This is a genomic window from Arthrobacter sp. FW306-07-I (assembly GCF_021800405.1).
Lineage (GTDB): Bacteria > Actinomycetota > Actinomycetes > Actinomycetales > Micrococcaceae > Arthrobacter.
The window spans coordinates 3911746-3936046 of record NZ_CP084550.1; the positions used below are offsets into that span (position 1 = coordinate 3911746).

A 24301-nucleotide genomic window follows, 5' to 3' on the forward strand; every position below is an offset into this window, starting at 1 on the left:
CCTCCATCCATTGCTGGGTACTTGTCGTTTTCACGCCTGGGAACGACAAGTACTCAGCACTCGATGCTTTTAATCGACTTGGATCAGGTTGAGCACTCCGCCCTGGGGATCCCTTATGGTGGCCAGTGAACCGTCGACAGGGTATTCGTCCGGCTCCACCAGGACCTCGCCGCCTGCTGCCTGGGCCGCCGCTGCCGCCCCTGCAACATCCGCCACGCCGAAATAGACCTGCCAGTCGGCCTGCTCGCATTCATCGGCAGGAACGACGCCGGCCACTTCGCTGCCGTCGATGAGCAGCGTGCTGTAGCTGCCGCCGTCGTCCTGGGGATACTCGGTGACCTCATGCCCGAACAGCTGCTGGAAGAAGCCGACGGCGGCCGGAGGCTCGGGCGTGAACAGTTCCGCCCAGGCAAGCGCACCGGGCTCGTTGAACAAGCGGCTTCCGTAGTGCGTTCCGGGCTCCCAGATCCCGGTGGTTCCACCGCCGGGAGGGGCCAGGAAGCCAAGCACTCCCGTATCGCCCACCGGCTCCGGGCCGAACAAAGCAGTGCCACCGGTGTGGCGTGCTTCTTCCAGCACGTCCGCGGCATCCTTGGCGGAGAAGTAGATGTTCCACTTTGCGGCAGTGCCGGCCTCCAACTGGAGGGGGTTTTGCGGTGCGATCGTGGATACCAGCTCTCCGCCCACGAAGGCCTGCGCGTAGCTGCGGCCATCCGGGGTGGGAAAGTCCTGGTAGGTCCAGCCGAAGATACGGCCGTAGAAGTCTTTGGCGGCGGCAACATCCGGGGTCTGCAGATCCGCCCAGCAGGGCTCGCCGTTGGCGTACGTGGTCCGAACAGTCATCCGGTCAGGTTACCAATCCGGTCCGTGAAGCAATACGGAAAGCCCGCTGCCGCACCGGTAATCCGGGGTGGCAGCGGGCTTCGCGCTGTAAGCGGTCACCCGAACCGGGTATCAAAAAGGAGTTCCCGCACATTACCTGCGTCCGCATTCCTGCGGGATCAGTCTGTGCTTGAGCGCCACAGCAGCCGGGCCAGAGCCACGGCGGGCTTGCGACAACTAGCCGATGCGACGGTGGTCAACCTCGTCGTCATCGTCATCCAAATCATCCGCGTACTTATCCACATAAGCCGAATAGTCCGGTTCGACCGGCTCATTCGAGTAACGGCTCGTTGAACGACTGGCAGGGCCCGTCAGCTCACGCTGAAGTGCCGAGTAGTCAGTGTTCGGGGAGTAGTACTTGATGTCCCGAGCCTGCTTGGTAGCTTTTGCCTTTTGACGGCCGCGCCCCATGGCGTGACCCCCTTTTGTACTTGGACCGGAGGTGGTCACCTTGGCGATCGGTGAGGCCCCGGAATGTTTGGTCAATTTGTCGTACACCTAGATTACATGCTTTCGGCGGGCCCCGCTTGCCGCCTCGAGGCCCGCACGGCCCGGTGGGGTACCATGACGCACTCCCACCCGCGGGATTCCGGCATTTTTCTTCGGTAGAGTCACCTAAGAACTGCCGATATTATCCGGCCGTTGGCGAGCCGCGGAACCAAACCAGGAGGATGCGCACCCGTGAACCAGCAGGACCTCCCGCCAAAACCGTCCTCGCCGCCGCGCACCGGAGGCCTGCCTAAGATCCCTAACGGAAACGGTACGTCAGCTCCTGCGCCGGAATCCGTCACCTGGTCCCAAACGCCCCACGAGCCCGCCCTGGAAAAGCGCGCCAACAGGCGGCCGGCCTTTTGGAAGGCGCTTCTCGTCGTCGTAATCCTGGCGGTTGCGGGATCGCTGGTATGGCTTGCCGTGTGGCTGGGCTCTTCCCCGGGCACCCAGGCACCGAAAGCCGCTGCACCGGGTGTGCTGCAGACCGCCGTCACTCCGCCCGCCAGCCCCCAGCCCCTCCCCCGGGAAGGGGTGGCACCCGCCGCGTACGCCGTTGGTGATTGCTTCAAGGACTTCGACCCGCAGGCGCTGTCGTCCACGGTGGTGGCCTGTGACACGCCCCATTCGGCGCAGTTGGTGGCCACCCTGCACTACCCGCAGGACGCCGAGTATCCGGGTGCGGACCCGCTCAAGGCAAAAGCGCTGGAGGTCTGCCAGGCAGCAAAGCTCAGCCCGGCGGCGAAGCAGTTCCCGCTCAACTACCAGCGCAGTTACCCCAGCACCACCAGCTGGGGATCAGGCGACCGTCGGGTGGACTGCTACGTCGCGGCCGACGGCGGCAACGTGATCAACGCAAGTGTGCTGCCCTGACAGAGAGCCTGCCGGGGCAGCACACCCAAACCGCAGCGCGAGGCTAGTCCTTCCGACGGACCGACAGCCCTGAGCTCGGGGCACCGGTCAGCGTGTCGACGCTGGAATCGGTGAGTTCGCCGAAGTCCGGCGCGGTGTCCACCAGGACTGTGTCGCCGTCGCTGATCTCGCCCGCCAGGATGGCCTTGGCCAGCCGGTCGCCGATCTCGCGCTGCACCAGGCGGCGCAGCGGCCGGGCACCGTAGGCGGGGTCGTAGCCGGACAACGCCAGCCATGCCTTGGCGCCGTCGGTGACATCGAGGGTGAGCCGCCGCTCGTGCAGCCGCCGACCCAGTTCCGCCACATGCAGTTCCACGATGTGCGCCAGTTCCTCCACCGTAAGGGCGTCGAACAGGACCACTTCATCGAGCCGGTTCAGGAACTCCGGCTTGAAGGACGCGTTCACGGTGGCCATCACGGCGTTGCGCTTGGCCTCGGCGTTCAACGACTGGTCCACCAGGAACTGGCTGCCCAGGTTGGAGGTCAGCACCAGGATCACGTTGCGGAAGTCCACGGTGCGGCCCTGCCCATCGGTGAGGCGGCCGTCGTCGAGCACCTGCAGGAGGATGTCGAACACCTCGGGGTGCGCCTTCTCCACCTCGTCCAGCAGCACCACGGAGTACGGGCGGCGGCGGACGGCCTCGGTCAGCTGGCCGCCTTCCTCGTAGCCCACGTATCCCGGAGGCGCCCCGACCAGGCGGGCCACGCTGTGCTTCTCGCTGTACTCGGACATGTCGATGCGCACCATGGCACGCTCGTCGTCGAACAGGAAGTCAGCCAGGGCCTTGGCCAGCTCGGTCTTGCCCACGCCTGTGGGGCCCAGGAACAGGAACGAACCGGTAGGGCGGTTGGGGTCGCTGATGCCCGCCCGCGCGCGCCGGACGGCGTCCGACACTGCCTTCACGGCCTTGGCCTGGCCGATCAGGCGCCGGCCCAGCTCCTCCTCCATGTGCAGCAGCTTCTGGCTTTCGCCCTGCAGCATCCGGCCGGCGGGGATGCCCGTCCAGGCCGAGATGACCTCCGCGATGTCTTCCGCGGTCACTTCCTCCGCCACCATCTGCGCCGGCTTGTCCGTGACGGCAGCCTCGGCCTCCGCGGCGGCGTTCAGCTCGCGTTCCAGCGCCGGGATTTCGCCGTAGAGGATCCGCGAAGCCGTCTCCAGGTCACCTTCGCGCTGGGCCTTGTCAGCGGCGGAGCGCAGCTCATCCAGCTTGGCCTTCAGGTCGCCTACCCGGTTGAGGCCGGCCTTCTCGGCTTCCCACCGGGCATTCAGCGCGGAGAGTTCCTCTTCCTTGTCCGCCTTGTCGGCACGGAGTGCGGCCAACCGCTCCACGGACGCGGGGTCCGATTCGCCGCTCAGGGCCAGTTCCTCCATGGTGAGGCGGTCCACCTGCCGGCGGAGCTGGTCGATTTCCTCCGGGGCGGAGTCGATTTCCATGCGGAGGCGTGAAGCCGCCTCATCGACCAGGTCGATGGCCTTGTCCGGCAGCTGCCGGCCGGAAATGTAGCGGTTGGAGAGCGTGGCCGCCGCCACCAGCGCGGAGTCGGCGATGGACACCTTGTGGTGCGCCTCGTAGCGTTCCTTCAGTCCGCGGAGGATGCCGATGGTGTCCTCCACGCTGGGCTCACCTACGTACACCTGCTGGAAGCGGCGCTCCAAAGCCGCATCCTTCTCGATGTTTTCGCGGTACTCGTCCAGGGTGGTGGCACCGATCAGCCGCAGTTCGCCACGGGCCAGCATGGGCTTGAGCATGTTGCCGGCGTCCATGGAGGAGTCGCCGGTGGCGCCGGCCCCCACCACGGTGTGGATCTCGTCGATGAAGGTGACGATCTGGCCATCGGAGCCCTTGATTTCCTCAAGCACCGCCTTCAGCCGTTCTTCAAACTCACCACGGTATTTGGCACCGGCAACCATGGAACCCAGGTCCAGGGAGATCAGGGTCTTGCCGCGCAGGCTTTCCGGGACGTCCCCGGCCACCATCCGCTGCGCCAGGCCTTCCACTACGGCGGTCTTGCCCACGCCGGGCTCACCGATGAGCACCGGGTTGTTCTTGGTGCGCCGGGACAGGACCTGGACCACGCGCCGGATTTCAGAGTCGCGGCCGATCACGGGGTCCAGCTTGCCGGCGCGGGCCATGGCAGTCAGGTCGGTGCCGTACTTCTCAAGTGCCTGGAAGGTGTTTTCCGGGTCCGGGCTGTCCACCTTGCGGTCGCCACGGACGCCGGGCAGCGCGGCGAGCAGGGCTTCGCGGGAAGCGCCGGCGTCGCGCAGCAGGCGGGCAGCGGCGTCATTGCCGGCGGACAGGCCCACCAGGAGCACTTCGGTGGACACGAACGAATCGCCCAGCCGGTCAGCCTCCTCCTTGGCGTGCTGGATGGCCTGCAGCGCAGGCCGGGACAGCTGGGCCTGCTGGCTGGAGCCGCCGGACGTTGCGGGCAGGGCCTTGATGGCGCTGCTGGCCTGGACGCTGACGGCGTCGGGGTCGGCCCCGGTCGCACGGAGCAGCGCAACGGCCACGCCCTCCCGCTGGTCCATCAGGGCCTTGAGGAGGTGGGCCGGTTCCACCTGGGGGTTCCCGGCCGTCGAGGCGTTCATTGCCGCGGCGGAAAGAGCCTCCTGGCTCTTGGTGGTGAATTTGACGTCCAAAGAGAGCTCCTTTCGGGGGCTTGTTGACTAAGTTGAGTCTACTACGCTCAACTTTGAACGGGGAGGTCCACTAGCCATGTTTGCCCAAGGCGAAACGGCTGTCCAGAGCCCGAGGACCTTTCAAGAACCGGGGGCCTCCCGGGAACCGGCTCCGGCCCTGTGTTCAGGGCCCTTAGGTTCCGTACACGGACACGGCGGCAGCCTTCACCACGAAGTGCACCTTCATGCCCGGGACGAGGCCCAGGTCCGCGGAAGCGGCAGGCGTGATGTCCGCGGCGAGGCTTCCGGCGCGGACGCGGATCTGGTCGCCGTGCGGCTCCAGATCGGTGATGGTGACAGCCAACGAGTTCCGGGGGCTTCCATGTGCGTCCGTCAGGAACACGGAAACGGCCGACGGCGGGAAGACGGCTACGCCGGAACCGCCCGGCGTGTGCAGGTGGCCGGGTTCGTCGTCGTGGCCGGTGACCCTGAGGCCGCCATCGGTCCGGACCCCGGTGCCGTCGAGGGTGCCGGCAACGATGTTCAGCCCGGCAAGCCCGGCGGCGAAAGAGCTTCGCGGGCGCTCCAGGACGGTCCGGGTGAGACCCTCCTCCGCAATCTTGCCGTCCTGCAGGATCACCACGCGATCCGCGAGCATCAGCGCATCCAGCACGTCGTGGGTGACGATAATGGCCTGCCGCCCGGCCAGGACGCGCTTGAACAGGCGGCGCAGCAGCGGCGCGGAGTGGATGTCCAGGGCGGCCAGCGGCTCGTCGAGCAGGAGGAGCGCAGGGTCGGCGGCGAGCGCCCGGGCCACGGCGACGCGCTGGGCCTGCCCACCCGAGAGCTCGGCAGGACGACGCGCGGCCAGATGGTCCGCTTCGACGTCTGCCAGCAGCCGCAGGGCCTGCTCCTTGGCCTCCCGCCTGGATACGCCGGCACTCCGGGGCCCGAAAGCGACATTCTCCAGAACGTTCAAATGGGGAAAGAGCAGGGGTTCCTGGGCGAGCAGGGCCGTGCCGCGGTCGTGCGGCGGCGACCAGGTGTGCTGTGCCCCATCGAGGTCGAAGAGCGTCCTGCCGTTGAGTTCGGCCCGGCCGCTGTCCGGCCGCAGCAGGCCGGCAATGCTGGACAGCAGGGTCGATTTACCGGCGCCGTTGGGTCCCATGACGGCGACGGTTTCGCCCGGCCGGACGGTCAGGGCCACGTCGAACCCCCGGCCGGCCACGGCCGCTTGGAAGGACAGCGTCACTGTGCGCTCCCTCCTGCCGGAGCGGCCGCCGTCGTGCGTTGTCCGGATCCGGCGCGGCCCGCTGCCGGGCGCCGGATGAGGAAACGACGTTCCCCGCCGGAGAGCGGCCCGACCTCTTCGGGGATGGCGGCGAAGTCGATCCACGCCTTCACCTGATTGGGCCCCTCGGGTTCGCCGCTCGTGTGCACCCACGGATTACCGGGTGCAGCGAACTTCCCCCCGAACGCCTTTAGCAGCAGCTCCGTTGCTGCCTCGGTGGGGTACATGCCTCGCGCCCAGGCGCGGAGGTCATCTGCATGCGACATTGGGTGGTCCTTTTTACTCGTGGTCTGGATTAGAGGGCGCTGCCTGTCGGGGCCAGCGTATCTGCTGACCCCGACAGTTGTACTGCTTAGAACGGGGGTTCGGAGTCGGGTCCGTTGCCCCATCCGCCGGCGGCATTGCTGGTGGCCGGCACGGCCCAGGGATCGTCCTGGGGCCCGGTCTGGGGTTGGCTGTTGGCATTGTGGTAGCCGTTCCCCTGCCCGCTCTGGGCGCTGCGCTGGGTGCGGTTGACCTTGGCATTCGCATACCGAAGTGAGGGGCCAATCTCGTCCACCTCGAGCTCGATAACGGTGCGCTTCTCACCTTCCTTGGTCTCGTAGGAACGGGACTTCAGCCGGCCGGTCACGATCACACGCATGCCCTTGGTCAGAGACTCGGCCACGTTCTCCGCCGCTTCCCGCCAGACACTGGCACGGAGGAACAGGGTCTCCCCGTCCTTCCACTCGTTGGACTGACGGTCGAAACGTCCTGGGCGTTGACGCGATGGTGAAGTTCGCTACCGCCGACCCACTCGGAGTGAAGCGCAGCTCGGGGTCCGATGTCAGGTTTCCAATGACAATAATGGTTGTTACTGTACGACGACTACGCCAACCCAGGTAACGGTGGGGATGACCGGTACTTTGAGGCGATCAGCCGCCGCCCGCTCGGGGAAGGTGGGCTCTGGGACTCACACACGACCGCACCCACGACCAACCAGGTGGGACCGGACCTCAAAACGAACCCACACCAGACACCGAGAACATCACCATCTTGGCGGGCACTCTTGGCGGACGTCGGTGCGGTCCAATCGATGTCTCGCAAAGCCAACTGCTACGACAACGCCGTCATTGAGAACTTCTTCGGACACCTCAAAGAAGAGCTCTTCCACCGCGTCCGATTCCTCAACACCGATGCTCTGGTGTCAGCGCTGCACGAATACATCCACTGGTACAACACTGAACGAATCTCCACAAAGCTCAAGGGCCTCAGTCCGATCCAGTACCGTGCGCAGACTATGGCGGCCTAAGTCCATTCACCTACAACTACTCCGCGAATCCACCCGGACCTAAGCAACGTGACCTAACCACCAATCTGTGAATGCGCAACAATATTCAATAGCTACGGACTGGAGGATTTGATGTCGACGCCAGAGCTGGTCGGCGTAATCTGGGTTTGCTGTGGGCTGGCTATGCTCGTTCTAGGCCGACTGATGGAAAGCTTCGCGGCGAGAAGCTACTCACGTAGTCACCCAGGCCAGGACGTTGACCGGTATATCAGGCGTCAACGGCTTCAGTACAGGACGCTTGCCGCCTTAGGAATTATTGCCGGTGTGATCCTCCTCGTGTACCGCCTCTCAGGCGGTCAATTTGAAGGAGAATAACTTTGTCGCCCTCGCTCTATTCTGCTGCCGCCTGCGTGGTCTCCGGTGTGCTCATCATCTTGAGCCGGAATTGGTTCGCCCGTTCAATGATGGACGGGCTTAGAGGCTTTGCAAAGGATCTCTCATCTGAAGGCCTCAGGCGTTTTTGCAGCACAGGACTGGTAATTTTCGGACTGTCCCTTGTAGCAACTGGCATAGGAATACTTCTTGCATCCGTTGTCCAACAACTTGCAAGCCAGTAGCGAACGAGAGGTTGTAGAGAAGGTCCTCTCCTAAGCGAGGCAGGACCTTCTCTACGACAGCGATTCTTTGGCCGCTAGAGTGGATCCGGCACATCTAAGGGTCCAACATTTGGGGACCAGTTCACCCAAGGGGTCCGGCCCTTCCCGTCGGATCTTCCCCAGGTGCGCGGCGGCCTCCCCCGCTAGCGCACTCCGCCGGCCGCGATGACGCTGCCGCGGGCGCAGCCACTTCCAGCCAACCCGCAGAAACTGCCACTACTGTGAAAGGACGCAATCAGTCCTACAGCAGGCAAGGAAACCCGTGGCCGACGAGATCCGCATGACCGAGGACGACACCGTCGCCCCCGACGCCAGCCCGATCGAAGACTTCCTGGAGCTGCGCCTGCTCACCGCAGGCCCACCGACCGGCCCCGTAGACTTTCCCCAGGAAGACCACCGGCTCGACGAGCCGTAACCACTGCAGCGCTGACGCTGCACCATAGATTTCCTAATTCTGTATTAGCGGCTCCAATTGGGCTTTCGAAGCCGCTAACTGTGACGGGTTTCCTGACACCTGGGCTGCCGGTGTACTCCTATAAATTTCCTGGCCCCTGAGGCCTCGCAAAAGAGCGGCAGCCACTCGGCCGACTGGGCGTCCCGAAGCCCGTCACAGAAGGTTACCCGTCCTCCTTTTCGCGTCCTAAGCGGTTTCCTAGCTCCCGCGGAGTGTCTGCGAACCCGGCAGGACTGCCAGGGGGAAGCTCTTTGTGGTGCGAGCCCATCAAGGGGAGACCTCTCTCTAAATTCCCGAGCCGCCGAGCTCTTGATTAAGACTGAGGCCCCCTGGATGAGCCGGTGTCACGAACGGCTAGTGAGATGGCGGACCAAAGAGTCCTGGAATTAGGTCGCCGCGTGCCCCGAACAGGCTCACCCATACAGGGAAAAGAGTTAGGAGCAGGAATTGAACGTGTACTGCGGCATCGACTGGGCCGAAAACCACCACGACATCGCGCTCGTCAACGACGCGGGCGAGCTTCTCGCCAAGCAACGCATCACAGATGACACCACAGGCTACAAGAGCCTACTGGAACTGCTCGCTGCGCACGGAGACAGCCCGGAGGCCCCGATCCCCATAGCGATCGAGACCAGCCATGGGCTTTTGGTAGCCACTTTGCGAACGGGAACCCGCCGGATTTACGCGGTGAACCCACTCTCAGCCGCCCGGTACCGGGATAGGTACGCACTCTCCGGCAAGAAATCCGACCACGGCGACGCGCTCGTCCTGGCAAACATCCTGCGTACCGACATGGCAGCCCACCGACCCCTGCCGCAGGACAGCGAATTGGCCCAAGCAATCACCGTCTTGGCCCGCGCTCAGCAAGACGCTGTCTGGGCGCGGCAGCAAATAGCCAACCAGGTCCGCTCGCTCCTGAGGTGCTACTACCCTGCAGCCCTCCAGGCGTTCCTCGCCAAACAGAATGGCCTCATCCGGGAAGATGCCCGAGTGGTCCTTACCATCGCTCCTACCCCTGCCCGGGCGGCGAAACTTACGACAACACAGCTGCAAGCAGCCCTTCGCCGATCAGGACGCAGCAGGGGAATCGAGGCTGAAGCGGCCAGAATCAAGGAGATCTTCCGGGCTAACTACGCCCAGCACCCACAGACCGTCGAGGACGCCATGGGCATGCAATTAGCATCCCTGCTACTGCAACTGGACGCTGCATGCATAGCGGCAGACAGACTCGCCGAAGCCGTTGAAGAAGCCTTCCTGCAGCACCCAGACGCACAAATTCTTCTGAGCTTCCCAGGCTTAGGCGTCCAACTCGGCGCACGAATACTTGCGGAAGTGGGGGACGATCCCACGCGATTCGTTGACGCCCGAGCGCTGAAGGCCTATGCCGGATCAGCACCAATCACCCGCGCATCAGGGAAGAAGATCTACGTCGGCCGACGATACGTCAAAAACGACCGGCTCATGAACGCAGGATTTCTATGGGCCTTCGCCTCCCTCAAATGCTCCACGGGTGCTTACGAACACTACCGACGGCGCCGCGCAGCTGGCGATTGGCACGCAGCTGCCCAGCGCAACCTCTTTAACCGGTTCCTCGGGCAGCTCTATTTCTGTCTCAAAACGCCGGAACCCATTCGATGAGCAACACGCCTTCGCATCTGCCGCCTGACCACAACCCCAACCACACAACCTAAGCAGGAGAGCCACTACGCGGGCTGAATCATGGCGATAGAGCGGTCCCGGCGAGGACGGCTTTCCAGACCATTGACAAGAACTTGAAGGCTCGCTGACAGTAGTTCATGGATTCAACAGCGCGGGATAGAAGGATTCTGTGAGTCTTGCAGCGGTTGGTCTGGGACTAGCTGGCAGTGTTGATGCCGGTCGTTCTGCCTGGCGCGTGACTCGAAAAAACAATTGCCCCTTGAGGGTGCGTTTCCCCCGATTTGTCCGCGCGGGGTGGAGCGACCGGCATTGACCTGTCCCACGACGGTGGCTTGATCAGAAGCTTGCCCAGCCTCTGGAGGTTGTGGCTCATCACAGTTTTGCCTCGAAGTGACACCTCCCAGGTTCAGCGCCGGTCGTGATGCGACCAGTCTTGCCCGTTCGAAAGGAAGGAGGGTGGCCGCGTTGACCATCGTTGCGCAGACCCGCCCGTTCGTCATCGGCGTGGACTGTCACGCCCGCACACACACGTACGCCATCATCGAGGCCAGCACCAAGCGACAAATCGCGTGCGAGCAGTTCCCGACCACCCCGGCAGGGGTGTCCCGCGCACTTGGCTGGGTAGGCCGACGGACAGACGGCGATATGGGGTGTCTTTGGGCTGTTGAGGGTATCGGCTCATATGGGGCACGTCTGGCCCGGGCAGTAACGGACGCCGGTTACGACGTCGCCGAGGCCCCACGGATGAACGCCCGAGGCCGTCGGGGGCTGGGCAAATCGGACCCGCTGGACGCCGCCGCCATCGGAGCCGCTGTCCTTGGCTTGGAGGAGTCCCAGCTCCGAGCTCCACGCCGGGATGAAGGAACCCGTGCCGGACTCAGGATCCTCAGCGCCGCCCGGGACCAGCTGACCCGGGACCGAACAATGAATGTCAATGCACTCATCGCCTTGCTCCGAGCCCATGATCTCGGAATCGACGCCCGTAAACCGCTGGTTCCCGCCCAGATCGCGACGATCACCAGATGGCGGGAGCGACAGGAGCCGATCGAACTGTCTATCGCGCGCGAGGAAGCAGTTCGGTTGGCGCGCCGCGTTATCGAAGTAACCACTCAGCTGGGTGCGAACCAGAAGCGCATGACAGAGCTAATTCAGCAAAGCCCCGCTGCGCCGCTATTGGAGATGGTGGGTGCCGGGGCTGTCACGATCGCCACTGTCCTGACAGCCTGGTCGCATCCAGGAAGGGTTCGCAGCGAAGCTGCCTTCGCCTCACTGGCAGGGGTGAATCCCTTGCCAGCCTCAAGCGGTAACACTGTTCGACACAGGCTCAACCGGGGCGGTGATAGACGCCTAAACCGAGCCTTGCACACCATCACTATGACCCGGATGGTCCACGACCCCGGAACACGGGAGTACGTCACCAAACGCACTCAAGAAGGCCGTAGCTACCGCGAAATCCGCAGATCCCTCAAGCGCTACATCGCCCGAACCCTCTACCGCCAACTCAACACCCTTTACGCCACCGCCGAACCGGTCCCATCACCCGTTGCCGGGGCAGCCCCTTAGCCCGGAATGGGAGCACACGAAGTACATCACCCAGGATGATCAGCCTTGGCGGCGGTCGTCCGGACCTCCAGGCATTGCCAAGAACGCGGCCAGCGCAACTGCACGACAGTGACGGATGGGCTTTCGAAAATGATGGCGGGCACTTCCGCAGTTTTGTCCAAGGTTTTGATCAAATCGTTGCTGATTTTTGGCGTGGGGGTTTAGCGTCAGGGCATCACTCGTTGGGGGGTTCGGGCTTTCGGTAACTGGGGATTGCCGCGGATCTTTTCGTAGAAAGCTCGTGGGGGATGTCTACTGTTCAGCGCTCGATTCGTTCTGCCATTTTTCGGCCTGTCTCAGCCGGTTTTCTTGCCATCAGGGCGGTGATCACCACCGTTGTTGCCCTGAGCATCACGATCGCGGGGCTAAGCGCACCGGCGTTCGCCGTTCCTGGGAGTGTCGGTTCGGTCTCCGCTGCTCCGGCCTCCATCCAGACGCCGGGCCTGGCTCCGATGCAGTCCACACCTTCGGTGCAGGCCGGTGTGTTTGTGCCGGTACAGGGCAGGGTGGTGGACACCAGAACCGGTCAGGGCGGGATTACCGGTCCGCTGACGCCGAACACGTGGTACCCGTTCCAGATCCTGGGCGCAGGCGGGGTCCCGACCACTGGTGTGGATGCGGTGTTGGTGTCGTTGACGGTTGTGGGAAGTACCAGTGCCAGTGCAGCGCAGGTCGTGCCGAACACCGCCCGGCAGCGTGAGACGACGGTGTTGTATTCCGGGACCGGGGACACGATGTCCAATTCCGCGATTGTCGCCGTGGGGACCGACGGCAAGCTTGCCTTGCTGGCCACTACCTCGCAGCAGTTCATCGTCGATGTTCAGGGCTATTTCACCAGTGGGGATACCCCGGCTCCGGGCGCGTTCGTTTCGGTGCCAACATCCCGGGTGATTGATACCCGCGACGGGACGGGTTACCCGGCCGGTGCCTGGACGGGCACGGGGATCAAGAGCCTGACGTTGAAGGGCAAGGGCGGGGTCCCGGACACCGCAACGGCTGTGTTTGCCAATATCACCGTTATCAGCACCGATGCCCCGAACCCGATTTTCGAGACCCTTCCCGGCGGCGGCTTCGACGCCGGGGCAGGCCCGGGCACCTCACTGAACTTCCGCGGCAATGAAATCACCGCCGTCGCGGCGGTCCTGAACCTCAATGCCGCCGGCGTCGTGGATATCAAGCACTATGCGTCCACGGCGGGGGTGAACGTGATCGTTGATATCCAGGGCTATTTTGACGGGCAGGTCTCCAACAGTGCTTTCACGACGGTTGAGTCCCGGCTGTACGACTCGAGGCTGACGAACACCCCAATCGCGCCTTACGGCAGGATCGAGCTGCAGATCGCCGGGGTCGGCGGCCTGCCCGTGGCCTCGACAAACCTGGCCGGCGTGATGATGAACGTGACCCCGTTGAGCAGTGGCGGCGGGTTCCTGCGGATCTGGCCCTCGGATGAGCCCGAGCCGAACCTGAGCACCGTGAACTACTCCCCGGATCCGGCGTCCAACAACGTTGTCGTTCGACCCAGCGCCACCACGGGGAAGATCATGATCTACAACGAAGGATCCAGCCCCGTCAATTACGTGATCGATTCCCAGGGCTGGTTCAACAACGCGAACCTGCTCCCACCGGTCACCGTTGACGGTTCCCAGTCAGGGGCCCGGGGCAAGGCCTCGATGGTTCCCCACACCCTGACCGACTCCGCGAAAATCGCACTCAATCCGACCAACGGCAACGCCGTTCTCACCGGCCGGCTGTTCAACATCCGTGGCATCGGGCAGGACATGAACGTCGCCTGGCGGTACAACACCAGGTACGACCACCGCCCCACCCTGTCGATGGGCCGGCTGGAAACGGCACTGAGGATCGACCCTCCGACCGGCAACATGATCTACACCGCCCCGGACGGCGGCTGGTACACCTTTGCCAACACCGCCGGCGCGTACGCGATGGCCCAGGAACTGAACGCCTCTTTGACCAAGATCTCCACCACCGAGTACTGGCTGCGGTTCAACGACACCGGAATCACCAACGTCTACCAGGACGACGGGACCAACTTCGCCATGGTCCGCTCCGTCGACGCGAACGCCATCAACCCGAACACCGTGAGCTACACCTACAGCAACGGCCGGCTGACCCAGACCACCGACACCCAGGGCCGCACCATCTCCTACGTCTACAACGACACCCGGAACCTGAACCAGCCCTCCGCGATAACCGACAACTCCCTGAACCGCACCGTCAACATCGAATACGGCGGCGGCGAAGGCCGGATGTCAAAGATCACCGACGCCACCGGCACGGTCACCACCTTCGCCTACACCAACGGCAAACTCACCTCCTACACCGACGGCCGCACCAACACCACGGCCCTGACCCACGCCACGGACGGATGGGTGAACACCATCACCTACGGCCAAGGCACCGCCGCGGCCGCGACCTGGACCCAGACGCACAACGCGGACGGCAGCCTCTCCTACCTGACCGACCCGAACAGCAAACAGACCACCTACACCCTGGACGCCAGCAAAACCCGCGTCCTCACCACCACGGACCCGAACGGCAACACCACCTCGGCAAAGTTTGACGGGCACGACAACCGCACCAGCAGCACCAACGGGCTCGGGCAGGCCACCACCTACGCCTACAATGCGGGTAATTCCCTGACGAAGATCACCTCACCTCTGGCCGGGCCCACAGGGACGGCAGGGGAGGTGTCCTTCACCTACCCGACGACTATCGGGGACCCGCTACTGAACTACCGCCCGGACACCTCCACCACCAGTGAGGGCAACACAAGCACCGTCCAGTACGACCCCAACACCAAAAACCCGTTAGCGATCCTGACCCCCGACGGGCTCGGCGGTACACCCCGCCGCTACTACCAGGGCGACGCGGCAGGAACGAGCTGTGGCGCCAAGCCCGGATCACTGTGCCGATCCACCGACGGCAACGGCAACCAAACGACCTACGCCTATGACCTTGCGGGGAACGTTGCCACCGTGACCCCGCCCGCCCCGCTTGGAGCCACCACCTACACCTATGACGCCGTCGGCAGGGTCGGGACGGCGAAAGACGGCAAGAACCAGACCGCGACCTACACCTACGACAACAACGACCGGATCACCCAGATCCGTTACGCCGCAACCTGCGTGCCAGCCACCTGCGTCGCCTACACCTACGACAACGCCGGGAACCTCACCACCCGCGTCGATGCCGGCGGAACCACCACCTACACCTGGGATGCGCAGAACCGGCCCACCGGTAAAACCATCGGCGGGGTCACCACCACCGTCACCTACGACGGGGCCTCGAATATCCTGACCTACACTGACCCGCTCGGAACCGTGACCTACCGGTACGACGGCGCCAACCGGCTCACCGCCCTGGCTGAACCCGGTGGGTCCTGTCCGGCCGTCCTGGTGTTCCCGAACAGCACCAAATGCACCGGCTTCGACTACGACAAGGCCAACCGGCGCACCGTCACGAAGTACCCCAACGAAGTCAAGAACACCACCACGTACGACGGGGCAGGCAAGATCACGGACATCACCGCGAGCAACGCCAGCAACACCGTCCTGGCCAAACGCGCCTACACCTACACCAGCAATGCAGGAAAAGACGGTGCGCTCCGCGCCACCATGAGCACCGACACCGGAGCGGTCACGACTTACGGCTATGACAAGCTCAACCGACTCACTTCATCTCTTAGCGGTGGCGTCACGGATTCGTGGACCTATGACGCGAACAGCAACCGGCTGACCGAAGCGAAGACTGGGACCGCCACCGTCTACACCACGTTCAACGCAGCAGACCAGCTCTGCTGGCACGCCACCACACCCGGTACCTGCTCCGCTCCACCATCAGGGGCCGTGATGTATGGGTACGACGCGAACGGCAACACCACCCTCGCCGGCTCCACCGGCACCACCCAGGCGTACAACGTCTTCAACCAATTCATCACCAACACCAACGGCTCGACGGTAACGAACTACACCTACGCGGGGACCCGCAACGATGAACGCCTCGCCGCAGGATCCACCAGCTTCCTCAACGGCTCCCTCGGTGTCGCGCAGCAGACCAAATCAGGTGCCAGCACCTCGTTTATCCGAGACCCCGACGGTAGGCTCATCAGCATGCGCACCAGTGCCGGCGCCAGCTACTACTACACCATTGACGCACTCGGCTCGACCATCCTGCTCACCGACAGCGCCCAGGCAAAAGCTGCGACCTACACCTACGACTCCTGGGGCGTGCCCACCAGCACCACCGGCACACAAGCAGCAACCAACCCCTGGACCTACGCCGGCGGCTACAACGACACGACCAGCAACCGCATCAAATTTGGCGCCCGCTACTACAACCCCGGCCGCGGACGCTTCACCCAACCCGACCCCTCAGGGCAAGAATCCAACCGCTACGCCTACGTCAGCTGCAACCCAGTAAATGCAACTGATTCGACCGGTCTTATTTCCGAGGGATGTGCCGTTTCCCGCGTCGGGCTACTGATTGGTCTGTTCTTGTTTGTTGCTACCGCGCCTGTGTCGGCTCCTGTCAGCATATGGGGAGCCACTGCGCTTGGGTTGAGATTAGCTTCGCTCAGTATCGGTGCCGGATCCTCTGCTGTGGCATGCTCATGAAGCGCCTAGCTATCGTAGGATGGCTCGTGGTCGCCGGGGTCGGCGCTTATTTGGGAGCCACGGCCCAGAACAATGACCTTAGGCTCGGCGGATTTGCGCTAGCAGTTAGTGCCGCACTTGTGGCCGTTTTTGAACTTGCAACCTTCTTCAGGAACCGACAAAACAACAACGGGAAACGGCCTAAAGAGTAGTGCGAGGAAGGGCTGCACCAGCCGCGCCAAAATCGTCCCCGAGGCTGCTCGCCCTGGCAGTGTCTTGAAAGACAACAGTTTTTCAAGACACTCTCGCCGACCTCGGGTGGGACCAGCGACGGCCGCGCGAGCGGGCGGAATGGCCGGGTGTTCGTGTCTCGTTAATGCCTCTCACAGTAAATCGTCTCGCCGCGGGTGCATCGGGGGCTTTTCGAGCCAGAATTGCCTTGTGAGGCTACTGGGTTACACCCGCGTGAGTACTTCCAGCCAAGACGCCCAGCTGCAGCTGGATGCACTGATGGAGGCTGGCGTGCAGAAACGCGATGTCTTCACCGATGTCACTTCCGGTAGCAAGACGGCAATCGAGCGGCCGGGAATGAAAAGGCTCCTCGAGTACGCCGAGGAGGGGGACACCGTTGTTGTGTGGCGGGTCGACCGGCTGGGACGGTCACTGATGGACGTGCTGAACACGGTGGCCCTGCTGCGCGGCCGCGGTGTGCAGGTCCGGTCCATCTCCGATGGCATCGACCCGGCAACCTCGACCGGCCGGCTGATGTTGAACATGCTCGCAACCCTTGCCGAGTATGAACGCGAGCTCATCGTCGAGCGCGTCAATGCCGGCATCGCCGCGGCACGACAGAACGGCACACGCTTCGGCCGCCCGCTGTCCGACCGTGCCGTCATCGCGGACAAACTCGCAATCGCACAGGACGCCCGCGCCAAAGGCCGCACCGCCGAGGACGCTGCCCGTCTCGTTGGCTGGAGCCGCGCAACGCTCTACCGCCACCAGCAAGCCCGCGCTGCACACGAGAGCACCACCACCTAGGCCGGAAACCCCGTGCGGTTCCTGAAGATCCGGATTGCCGGCCTCGCCTAGCCAGCGCGCCCAGGTCTACTGCACGGACCTCGCTTCGCTCGGGCTGTAGAAGCGTTTTCCTGTTTTTTGCTGCTGTCCTGCGGATCGTACGTGCCCGCTCCACCGGCTCAACCGTCCTGCGGACGGCTGCGCAGCCGATGCCTTGTGTCGGCGCTTCGCTTATTTCCTCCCACAACCCATCGCCTGCTTGCCCTTCGGGTTGCCCCGGCTCCGTCGGGCACAGCTCCGCGATGCTCCGCCAGCAGGCAAAAAACGCCCGGGTGAGAGGGGAAGCTGGCCGGGCACCAAAGCCGCCCCACTCACCGGATCCTCAGCAAAGGACGAGAGAAACCATGAACGATCGCATTGCACGCGCAGCCCTGACCCGTCTCTTCGAACCCGGCGACCGCATCGGCCGGGCCCTCGTGGGCAGGCTCGGCGCGTACGCCGCACTGCGGCTTGCCACCGGCGCCCAACCCGCCCACACCCTCCCGGACGTCACGGCCGAAGAACTGGCGGCCGCATTGAAGCGCTGGGCACCCCGGGTACCGGACCTGGACCCGGAAAAGGACCTAGCCACCATCGAACGCCTGGGCGGCGGGTTCCTCACCCCGGGGGATGAGCACTGGCCGGAAGACCTGGACGACCTGCCCGACGCCCCGTACGGGCTCTGGTACCGGGGCAACATCGATAACGGCATCCCGGCACCGTCTCAGTGCGTGGCCCTGACTGGTTCCCGCGACTCCACCACCTATGGCGCCTCCGTGACAGGCGACATGGCATACGGGTTGGCCCAACGTGGAATCTGCATCGTCTCCGGTCTTGCCTACGGCATTGATGCGCACGCGCACCGGGCAGCGTTGGCCGGAAGCACCGGAGAGAGCCCGGCGACCCTCGCGGTGCTGGCCGGAGGCCTTGACCGGGACTATCCGTCCGGCAACGCTGACCTCGCGGCCGCGATCCGCGGCAACGGCATGACGCTCTCAGAGCTGCCGCCCGGTTCCGCCCCGACCCGCTACAGGTTCCTCCAGAGGAACCGCATCATCGCCGCCCTCGCAGGGGTGACCTGTGTCGTGGAAGCCCGCTGGCGCTCGGGGGCACTGAACACAGCCCACCACGCCGAGACCATTGCCCGGCATGTCGCGGCCGTCCCGGGGAGCGTGCACAGCGCCAACTCGGCAGGATGCCATCGGCTGCTAAAGGAAGGCGGGGCGGTGCTGGTGTCCGATGCGGCCGAACTGGCCGAACTCCTCGCAGGTTAAGACCGTCAGGTGGCCGTCCCCTTTGCGGGGCGGTCACCAGGGCGGTCCGCCGTCGGGGCTGGCTTACGCTGTGGGTTGGCGGCGGCGGACCGCCATTCCGTACACTGATTGCAGGCGATCTCGGGTGCCGCGGCCGCCGAAGTCACGGAGCCCGAAAAGTAGAGCCGGGGTGCTGATCGATGGTTCGCAGCGCTCACCACGAAAAGGGCGTCCGCGGGCGCGGCCGGCTAAGGGGTCCAGTGCCGACTCCGCAGAGCTCCGCCGCCCCTGGGACCTGTCTATCTACGCTGTGTCGCGTCGGATGTTTTGCTCAGCGAGCCGCCGCCACCGGCACAGAACGAGGGCGACAAAGCTGTTGAGGATGGCGATAAAAACATCGCCTGTGGCAGGGCGGCCGATGAGCGGGTCTGCGGCTACCAGCACCAGCGACCCGGCTGCGGCCAGCACGAACACACCTCCGAGGATCCGCAGGACCCTGTGAGGACGGCCGTCACGTGCGGCAGGATCACTCATTTCTGGAAAGCACCGCTGTTGCCCCCTTCAGGCAGGCCCTCATCGCCGAGCGTGCGCGGCGCCCGACCTGTGCCTGGGCGGAAGCTTACCTCGGCGACGGATAGCCATCGCCGCCGCCGTCACCACAACAGCGGGTATCAGAAGCACGACAGCGCCGGGACTCATGAATGCGCCCACGCTGAAGTACGCCAACAGCAAGAACGCCCAGGCAAGAGCCGCGGCATACTCTGCGAGCACAGCTACCGAACCCCGCACTGCGGGATCACGGAAGGAAAGGAAGGCACCATTTGCCGTGTTGTCCATGATCACTCCTTGCCGTACCCGCGATGACGTGGAGTAATGACACCACGAATCCACCAGGCATTCCAGAGTCATTTGCTTTGTGAGTGCGTTTTGCCCCGGTGGAGATGCGTGTTCGCAGAGCTCACACGGGAATCGGGCGTCCGCTGGCGCGGCCGGCTGTAAAGGGCCAGTGCCGGCTCCGCAGGGCTCCGCCGTCTCTGGCCCGTTCTGTCTACGACGATGCTCCTATAGGGGTCAAATTAAGAATGGCTTTACGTACGGGACGCGGCCAAGGAGCCATGGCTCCTCCCTACTCGCTGTCTCAAACCCAAGGCTGAAACCGTCCTCAGGAGTCTACGGCTCTAGGCTTGCCTTCATGGCTATTGTTCAAAGGGCTACGTTGACGCCGTCGAAAATGGAGCTGCTTCGACAGTGGCTGCCCAACCAGTCGTGGTACACCGGCAAAACGGGAAATGACCCTGTTCGTGTAGGTTCCTTTCGTTTCGATGACCCCGATGGCGAAGTCGGCGTCGAAACACTCCTGGTTGCCGATGGGGGCGGAGTCTTTCATGTTCCGCTGACCTATAGAGATTCGCGCCTTCATGGTGCCGACCCTTACCTGATCGGCACTTTGGAGCACTCCATGCTTGGAACGAGATGGATCTACGATGCTGCTTGTGATCCCGTTTACGCGTCGGCCTTGGCCACGATCATCTTGAACGGCCAGCCCCAGGCAACCCAATCCTTCGAGATCGACGGCCGACTTGAGGTGATCCCTGAGTCCGTACAGCTGCAGAGCGAGAAACTACCCGGCTGCACAGCTTCCGCAGTCCACTCCGCGGTGCCTGCGATCGTGGATGGCCTAACGACGATCCGGTCAGGAAACCTGGAGCTGTCTGTCGTCAGGGCACTTAACCTCGTCGAAACACCTTCGGGCGAAGGCATCCTCACGGCCACCTGGGAGGGGCAGATCAAGCCCGTGCGACTCGCCTCGGTTGTGCAAGTCTGACAGCTCCGCATGTGCCCGCTCGACGACCACGGAGTGGTCTACTTTGCCTGATTGTCCGGTCAGCCACTGGCGGTAACTACTGGCGAGTGTGTCGTTGCGTAGGAGTCCCCGTTCCAGGAGGGAAATTTTCGAGGGCCATTGGCCGAGCGCGTGAGCTGCCGTTGAGATGGTGCAACCGAGTGTGGTGCGCATTTGGCGGAGGTCAGAGTTGTCTGGTGCTGGCTGGGGGTTGGTGATCTGGCGGTAAATCTCCCGCGCTGCGTAGCGTTTGAGGCAGCGCATGATTTCCCGTTTACTCTTCCCCTCCGCGGTGCGTTTGGCCACGTACTCCTTGGTCCTCTGACACGATGCCATCCGGACCAGGACCACTTGATAGAGGGCGTGATTGGCGTTGCGGTCCCCGCCGCGGCTGAGCCGGTGGCGGGTTGTCTTGCCTGACGATGCCGGCACGGGAGCGACGCCGACTAGCGAAGCGAACTGGGCCTCGTTTCCCAACCGGTCCGGGTTGTCCCCCACGGTGACCAGGAGCTGACTGGCTACGTCCGTGCCGACACCGGGCAGGTCGCAGAGCATCGGGGCGTAGGCGTCGATGATTTCCTGGAGCGCTGCGTCCGCGGCGGCGATCTCTGCGGCCAGGGACTGGCAGCGCGTGGCGAGGGCTTTCAGCGTCAGGAGGGTCACGTACTCCGGCTCAGCAGTGTGTCCCGAAGGTCTCGTGCGCTGCAGGGCAGTGATCAGCGCGGACGTGGCCAGTGCCCGGTATTTCGCCCGGAGTTTGTCTGGGGCTGAAACGAGGAGGCCTTTGATCTGGTTGATTGCCGCGGTGCGGGCCTTGATCGCGGAGGCACGGCCGGCACGCAGGATGCGCAGGCATTCAACGGGCCCGTCCTTGGCCTTCGGGACCGACGTCGCCCGTCCCTCGAGCACCGACTTTGCAGCCTGGTAGGCGTCCAAGGGGTCGGACTTGCCCTTCAGTCGCCGCGCAGCCCGGTTCGGGCGGTTCACTCCAACACTGTCAGCCCGGCGGCCCGGAGAGTTCGGGCGAGCTCGGCGCCGTAGGAGCCTGTTCCTTCGACACCGACGGCGGTGACAGTGCCGTAATTGGTGATGAAGTCCACGATTTTCCTGTATCCGGATCCTACGGCCAGGAATTCCCTGTCCGCGAGGGGTTTGCCGTGTTCGTTGATCACAGCCACATGATGTGTGTCAGCGTGGGTGTCGATACCCGCGATGACTTTGATTGCCTCGTTTGCCAAGATGGAAATTGCCCCTCAGTTGCGTCGAATGCTGATTGATCGGGCGCGGGCCAGGTGGGCAGACAAAACGGTAATGGGACTGGTCGTATCAGGCTCCTATGAGGTCATGTCCGCCTGGCTCGACACCCCTTTTAACGGACCTTGAGCCGGCGGACAGATCGTCGGGAAGACAGTGCCGCCTGGTACGTCAGTTTTTGGCTGGGTCACGCCGGCTCAAGGACTGTTCCAGTATTACCGTTTTGGCTGCTGTCCTGACGGATTGTACGTGTCCGCTCCGGCCGGTATAGCCCCTCCTTCGTCGGGGCCTGCGGTGCGCGAATTTCCCTGCGGCGCTCCTAATTCGTAGTTAAGCGGCTTCCAGGTGACCAGGTGGTGGGGCTCTTCCCGGGGCTGTCTTGTTGGGGTTCTGTGGGGGAGTTACCGGTGGTGACGCCTTCGGCGCTCTTGGATCTTGGAATCCTCGACGCAGAGCGGCGCGGTCACCGGCGGCCCCACCGCGGGACTCCCAGATGTGACCGCAAATCGCTTCCGGCGGGACCAGGTCAGCTGGCCCCGCCGGAAGCTGTTATCGGGGTTCCCGCGGTGGCAGCGCTGCTGCGACGCCTCCGGCGCTCTTCGGTCCTTGAACCCTCGACGAAGAGCGGCGCGTAACGGCGGATTCACGCCGCAGGCCCCCCGGACCGGGCCGGCCAATGCTTCGGTGTTGTTGCCGGCCAGGTTCCGCCGCCCGCGTGGCGGCGGAACCCCCGACTGATGGCGTGGTACTTGGTTCTCGTGGTGGCGTGCAGGCTGCGGGATGACCCCTTCCTTCTCCGGGAGCCGTGGAGCTCTTGGTTAGACCGGGGCGCCCGAAGTGGACTCGTTTCACGAACGGCTGGTGAGATGGCAGACCTTCGAGTCTTGGAATTAGGGCGCTGCGTGATCCGAACTGGCACACCCCGAGAACAGAACACACCCTTGACTGCGAGGAGCACAGATTGGACCTCTACTGCGGGATCGACTGGGCCGAAGGCCACCATGACATCGCTATTATCGACAGCGCCGGCGAGCTGCTGGCCAAACGCCGGATCACCGACGACGCCGCCGGCTACCGGGACCTGATGGAATTGCTCGCCGACCATGGGGACACACCCCAGGACCCCGTCCCGGTGGCGATCGAAACCAGCCAGGGCCTGCTCGTCGCGGCCCTGCGCGCCGGCGCCCGGAAAATCTATGCGGTCAATCCGCTCTCCGCCGCCCGCTACCGCGACCGGCACGGGGTCTCGAAGAAGAAGTCCGACCCGGGCGATGCCCTGGTGCTGGCGAACATCCTGCGCACCGACGCCCATGCGCACCGCCCCCTGCCGGCCGACACCGAGCAGGCGCGGGCGATCACCGTCCTGGCCCGCGCCCAGCAGGACGCGGTCTGGGCACGCCAGCAGACCGCCAACCAGCTCCGCTCCGTGCTGCGCCAGTTCTACCCGGCCCTCCTACAGGCCGGCGCGGTCTGGCAGAACGGCCTTACCCGCCCTGAAATCAGGGAACTGCTGCGCATCGCCCCCACCCCGGGCACGGGCGCACGGCTCAGCACCGCCCGGATCGAAACCGCCCTGCGCCGCGCGGGACGGTCCCGCGGCATCACTGCCCAGGCCCAGCGGATCAAAACCATCTTCCGCGGCGATCACGCCCGCCAGCCCCAGGCCGTCGAAGACGCCATGGGCCAGCAGGCCGCCGGCCTGCTGCTTCTCCTCGACGCCGCCTGCCAGGCCGTCGACCAGCTCGGCGCCGCCGTCGAGGAAGCCTTCCTCACCCACCCCGACGCCCAGATCCTGCTCAGCTTCCCCGGGATCGGAAACCAGCTCGGAGCCCGGCTCCTGGCCGAAATCGGAGACGACAGGCAACGGTTCGCAGACGCCCGCGCCCTGAAGGCCTACGCCGGCTCCGCACCCATCACCAGAGCCTCGGGCAAGAAGAAATTCGTCGGCCGCAGATTCGTCAAGAACGACCGCCTCAGCACCGTCGGCTACATGTGGGCACTGTCCGCCCTCACCGGATCCCCAGGCGCCAAAGCCCACTACAAACGCCGCCGCGCAGCCGGGGACTGGCACGCAGCAGCCCAACGCAACCTCTTCAACCGCCTCCTCGGCCAACTCCACCACTGCCTCACCACCAACACCCAATTCGACGAAACCACAGCCTTCACCCCACCCGCAGAGCTCGCTGCTTGACTTCCTAAACACGTGAGATGTCTTCGTCGCTGATTTCCTCCGGGAATTTCCCGCCCCTTGCCCTGCGGGTAGACAGGCCTCCGTCGGCCACAGCTCCGCAAGCTCCGCCAGCAGCCAAAACAACAAGGGGGGAGAGGGGATGCTGGCCGGTCACCAAAGCCGCCCCGGGCGACAACAGGGTTCGCGCCCGCACCCATTTCCACCCGCTTGACAGACATAGAAGCGTCGGGGGAGAGGGGAGCTGGTCGGT

The 24301-nt window shown here is 64.2% G+C and carries 16 protein-coding genes and 3 pseudogenes; 10 read left to right on the forward strand and 9 right to left on the reverse strand.

The genetic code is table 11. The annotated features are described in order from the left end of the window. Positions 1 to 69 precede the first annotated feature (69 nt). Both LFT46_RS18220 and LFT46_RS18225 read right to left on the reverse strand, forming a co-directional pair. Positions 70 to 843: a VOC family protein gene (locus LFT46_RS18220; protein WP_236820591.1), complete on the reverse strand. Its 774-nt coding sequence runs from the start codon at positions 841 to 843 to the stop codon at positions 70 to 72. Between the two features lie 216 nt (positions 844 to 1059). Beyond that, positions 1060 to 1293 carry a DUF3073 domain-containing protein gene (locus LFT46_RS18225; protein WP_142135039.1) on the reverse strand — a complete coding sequence of 78 codons (234 nt, stop codon included), beginning with the start codon at positions 1291 to 1293 and terminating at the stop codon, positions 1060 to 1062. A 270-nt stretch (positions 1294 to 1563) separates the two neighbouring features. Here LFT46_RS18225 and LFT46_RS18230 point away from each other — a divergent pair, with 270 nt between their 5' ends. Beyond that, the gene (locus LFT46_RS18230) at positions 1564 to 2244 is read left to right on the forward strand and encodes a septum formation family protein (RefSeq protein WP_236820592.1); all 681 of its coding nucleotides are present in this window, start codon (positions 1564 to 1566) and stop codon (positions 2242 to 2244) included. 43 nt (positions 2245 to 2287) lie between these two features. Here LFT46_RS18230 and clpB read toward each other — a convergent pair whose 3' ends face one another. The 4 genes and pseudogenes from clpB to LFT46_RS18250 all read right to left on the reverse strand — a co-directional run bounded on the left by clpB (position 2288) and on the right by LFT46_RS18250 (position 7081). Then, positions 2288 to 4930, reverse strand: coding sequence for an ATP-dependent chaperone ClpB (gene clpB, locus LFT46_RS18235; protein WP_236820593.1), 2643 nt, complete (start codon positions 4928 to 4930; stop codon positions 2288 to 2290). 172 nt (positions 4931 to 5102) lie between these two features. Beyond that, positions 5103 to 6161, reverse strand: a complete 1059-nt coding sequence (locus LFT46_RS18240) for a sulfate/molybdate ABC transporter ATP-binding protein (protein WP_236820594.1) — start codon at positions 6159 to 6161, stop codon at positions 5103 to 5105. Then, complete coding sequence (locus LFT46_RS18245; protein WP_236820595.1) at positions 6158 to 6466, reverse strand: hypothetical protein; 309 nt, start codon at positions 6464 to 6466, stop codon at positions 6158 to 6160. Before LFT46_RS18245 ends, LFT46_RS18240 begins: the two co-directional genes overlap by 4 nt. Positions 6467 to 6552: 86 nt before the next feature. Then, positions 6553 to 7081, reverse strand: a pseudogene (locus tag LFT46_RS18250) (single-stranded DNA-binding protein). A gap of 194 nt (positions 7082 to 7275) precedes the next feature. Here LFT46_RS18250 and LFT46_RS18255 point away from each other — a divergent pair. The 7 genes and pseudogenes from LFT46_RS18255 to dprA all read left to right on the forward strand — a co-directional run bounded on the left by LFT46_RS18255 (position 7276) and on the right by dprA (position 18784). Next, positions 7276 to 7491 carry an IS3 family transposase gene (locus LFT46_RS18255; protein ID WP_442863657.1) on the forward strand — a complete coding sequence of 72 codons (216 nt, stop codon included), beginning with the start codon at positions 7276 to 7278 and terminating at the stop codon, positions 7489 to 7491. 897 nt (positions 7492 to 8388) lie between these two features. Then, complete coding sequence (locus tag LFT46_RS18260) at positions 8389 to 8541, forward strand: hypothetical protein (RefSeq protein WP_018762471.1); 153 nt, start codon at positions 8389 to 8391, stop codon at positions 8539 to 8541. 486 nt (positions 8542 to 9027) lie between these two features. Next, a pseudogene (locus LFT46_RS18265) lies at positions 9028 to 10246 on the forward strand (IS110 family transposase). 458 nt (positions 10247 to 10704) lie between these two features. Further along, positions 10705 to 11802 (forward strand): IS110 family transposase, encoded by a 1098-nt coding sequence (locus LFT46_RS18270; RefSeq protein ID WP_236822076.1) that lies wholly within the window; start codon positions 10705 to 10707, stop codon positions 11800 to 11802. Positions 11803 to 12164: 362 nt separating this feature from the next. Continuing rightward, positions 12165 to 16475 (forward strand): RHS repeat domain-containing protein, encoded by a 4311-nt coding sequence (locus LFT46_RS18275; RefSeq protein ID WP_236820596.1) that lies wholly within the window; start codon positions 12165 to 12167, stop codon positions 16473 to 16475. Between the two features lie 420 nt (positions 16476 to 16895). Further along, on the forward strand, positions 16896 to 17492 hold the full coding sequence (locus tag LFT46_RS18280; RefSeq protein ID WP_236820597.1) for a recombinase family protein: 597 nt from the start codon (positions 16896 to 16898) through the stop codon (positions 17490 to 17492). 383 nt (positions 17493 to 17875) lie between these two features. Then, a complete protein-coding gene (gene dprA, locus LFT46_RS18285; protein ID WP_236820598.1) occupies positions 17876 to 18784 on the forward strand; it encodes a DNA-processing protein DprA in 909 nt (302 codons plus the stop codon). A 282-nt stretch (positions 18785 to 19066) separates the two neighbouring features. Here the strand turns inward: dprA and LFT46_RS18290 are convergent, their stop codons facing one another. Next, positions 19067 to 19297 (reverse strand): hypothetical protein, encoded by a 231-nt coding sequence (locus tag LFT46_RS18290; protein WP_236820599.1) that lies wholly within the window; start codon positions 19295 to 19297, stop codon positions 19067 to 19069. Positions 19298 to 19994: 697 nt separating this feature from the next. On the opposite strand from LFT46_RS18290, the pseudogene LFT46_RS21380 reads away from it, so the two are divergent. Next, positions 19995 to 20264: pseudogene (locus LFT46_RS21380) on the forward strand (maltokinase N-terminal cap-like domain-containing protein); the annotation flags it as partial. 192 nt (positions 20265 to 20456) lie between these two features. On the opposite strand, the gene LFT46_RS18295 reads toward LFT46_RS21380, so the two are convergent. Together LFT46_RS18295 and LFT46_RS18300 are read right to left on the reverse strand one after the other, a co-directional pair. Next, positions 20457 to 21593, reverse strand: a complete 1137-nt coding sequence (locus LFT46_RS18295; RefSeq protein ID WP_236820600.1) for a transposase — start codon at positions 21591 to 21593, stop codon at positions 20457 to 20459. Then, positions 21590 to 21844 (reverse strand): IS110 family transposase, encoded by a 255-nt coding sequence (locus tag LFT46_RS18300; protein WP_236820601.1) that lies wholly within the window; start codon positions 21842 to 21844, stop codon positions 21590 to 21592. Before LFT46_RS18300 ends, LFT46_RS18295 begins: the two co-directional genes overlap by 4 nt. Before the next feature lie 977 nt (positions 21845 to 22821). Between LFT46_RS18300 and LFT46_RS18305 the strand changes: the two genes are divergently transcribed. Next, entirely contained in the window at positions 22822 to 24051 is a 1230-nt protein-coding gene (locus tag LFT46_RS18305; protein WP_236820602.1) for an IS110 family transposase, read from the forward strand. Positions 24052 to 24301 lie beyond the last annotated feature (250 nt).

Bases quoted from the DNA above. Each gene is read 5' to 3' on its own strand.
- LFT46_RS18220 (WP_236820591.1), bottom strand. From the start codon at position 843: ATGACTGTTCGGACCACGTACGCCAACGGCGAGCCCTGCTGGGCGGAT.
- LFT46_RS18225 (WP_142135039.1), bottom strand. From the start codon at position 1,293: ATGGGGCGCGGCCGTCAAAAGGCAAAAGCTACCAAGCAGGCTCGGGAC.
- LFT46_RS18245 (WP_236820595.1), bottom strand. From the start codon at position 6,466: ATGTCGCATGCAGATGACCTCCGCGCCTGGGCGCGAGGCATGTACCCC.
- LFT46_RS18255 (WP_442863657.1), top strand. From the start codon at position 7,276: ATGTCTCGCAAAGCCAACTGCTACGACAACGCCGTCATTGAGAACTTC.
- dprA (WP_236820598.1), top strand. From the start codon at position 17,876: ATGAACGATCGCATTGCACGCGCAGCCCTGACCCGTCTCTTCGAACCC.
- LFT46_RS18290 (WP_236820599.1), bottom strand. From the start codon at position 19,297: ATGAGTGATCCTGCCGCACGTGACGGCCGTCCTCACAGGGTCCTGCGG.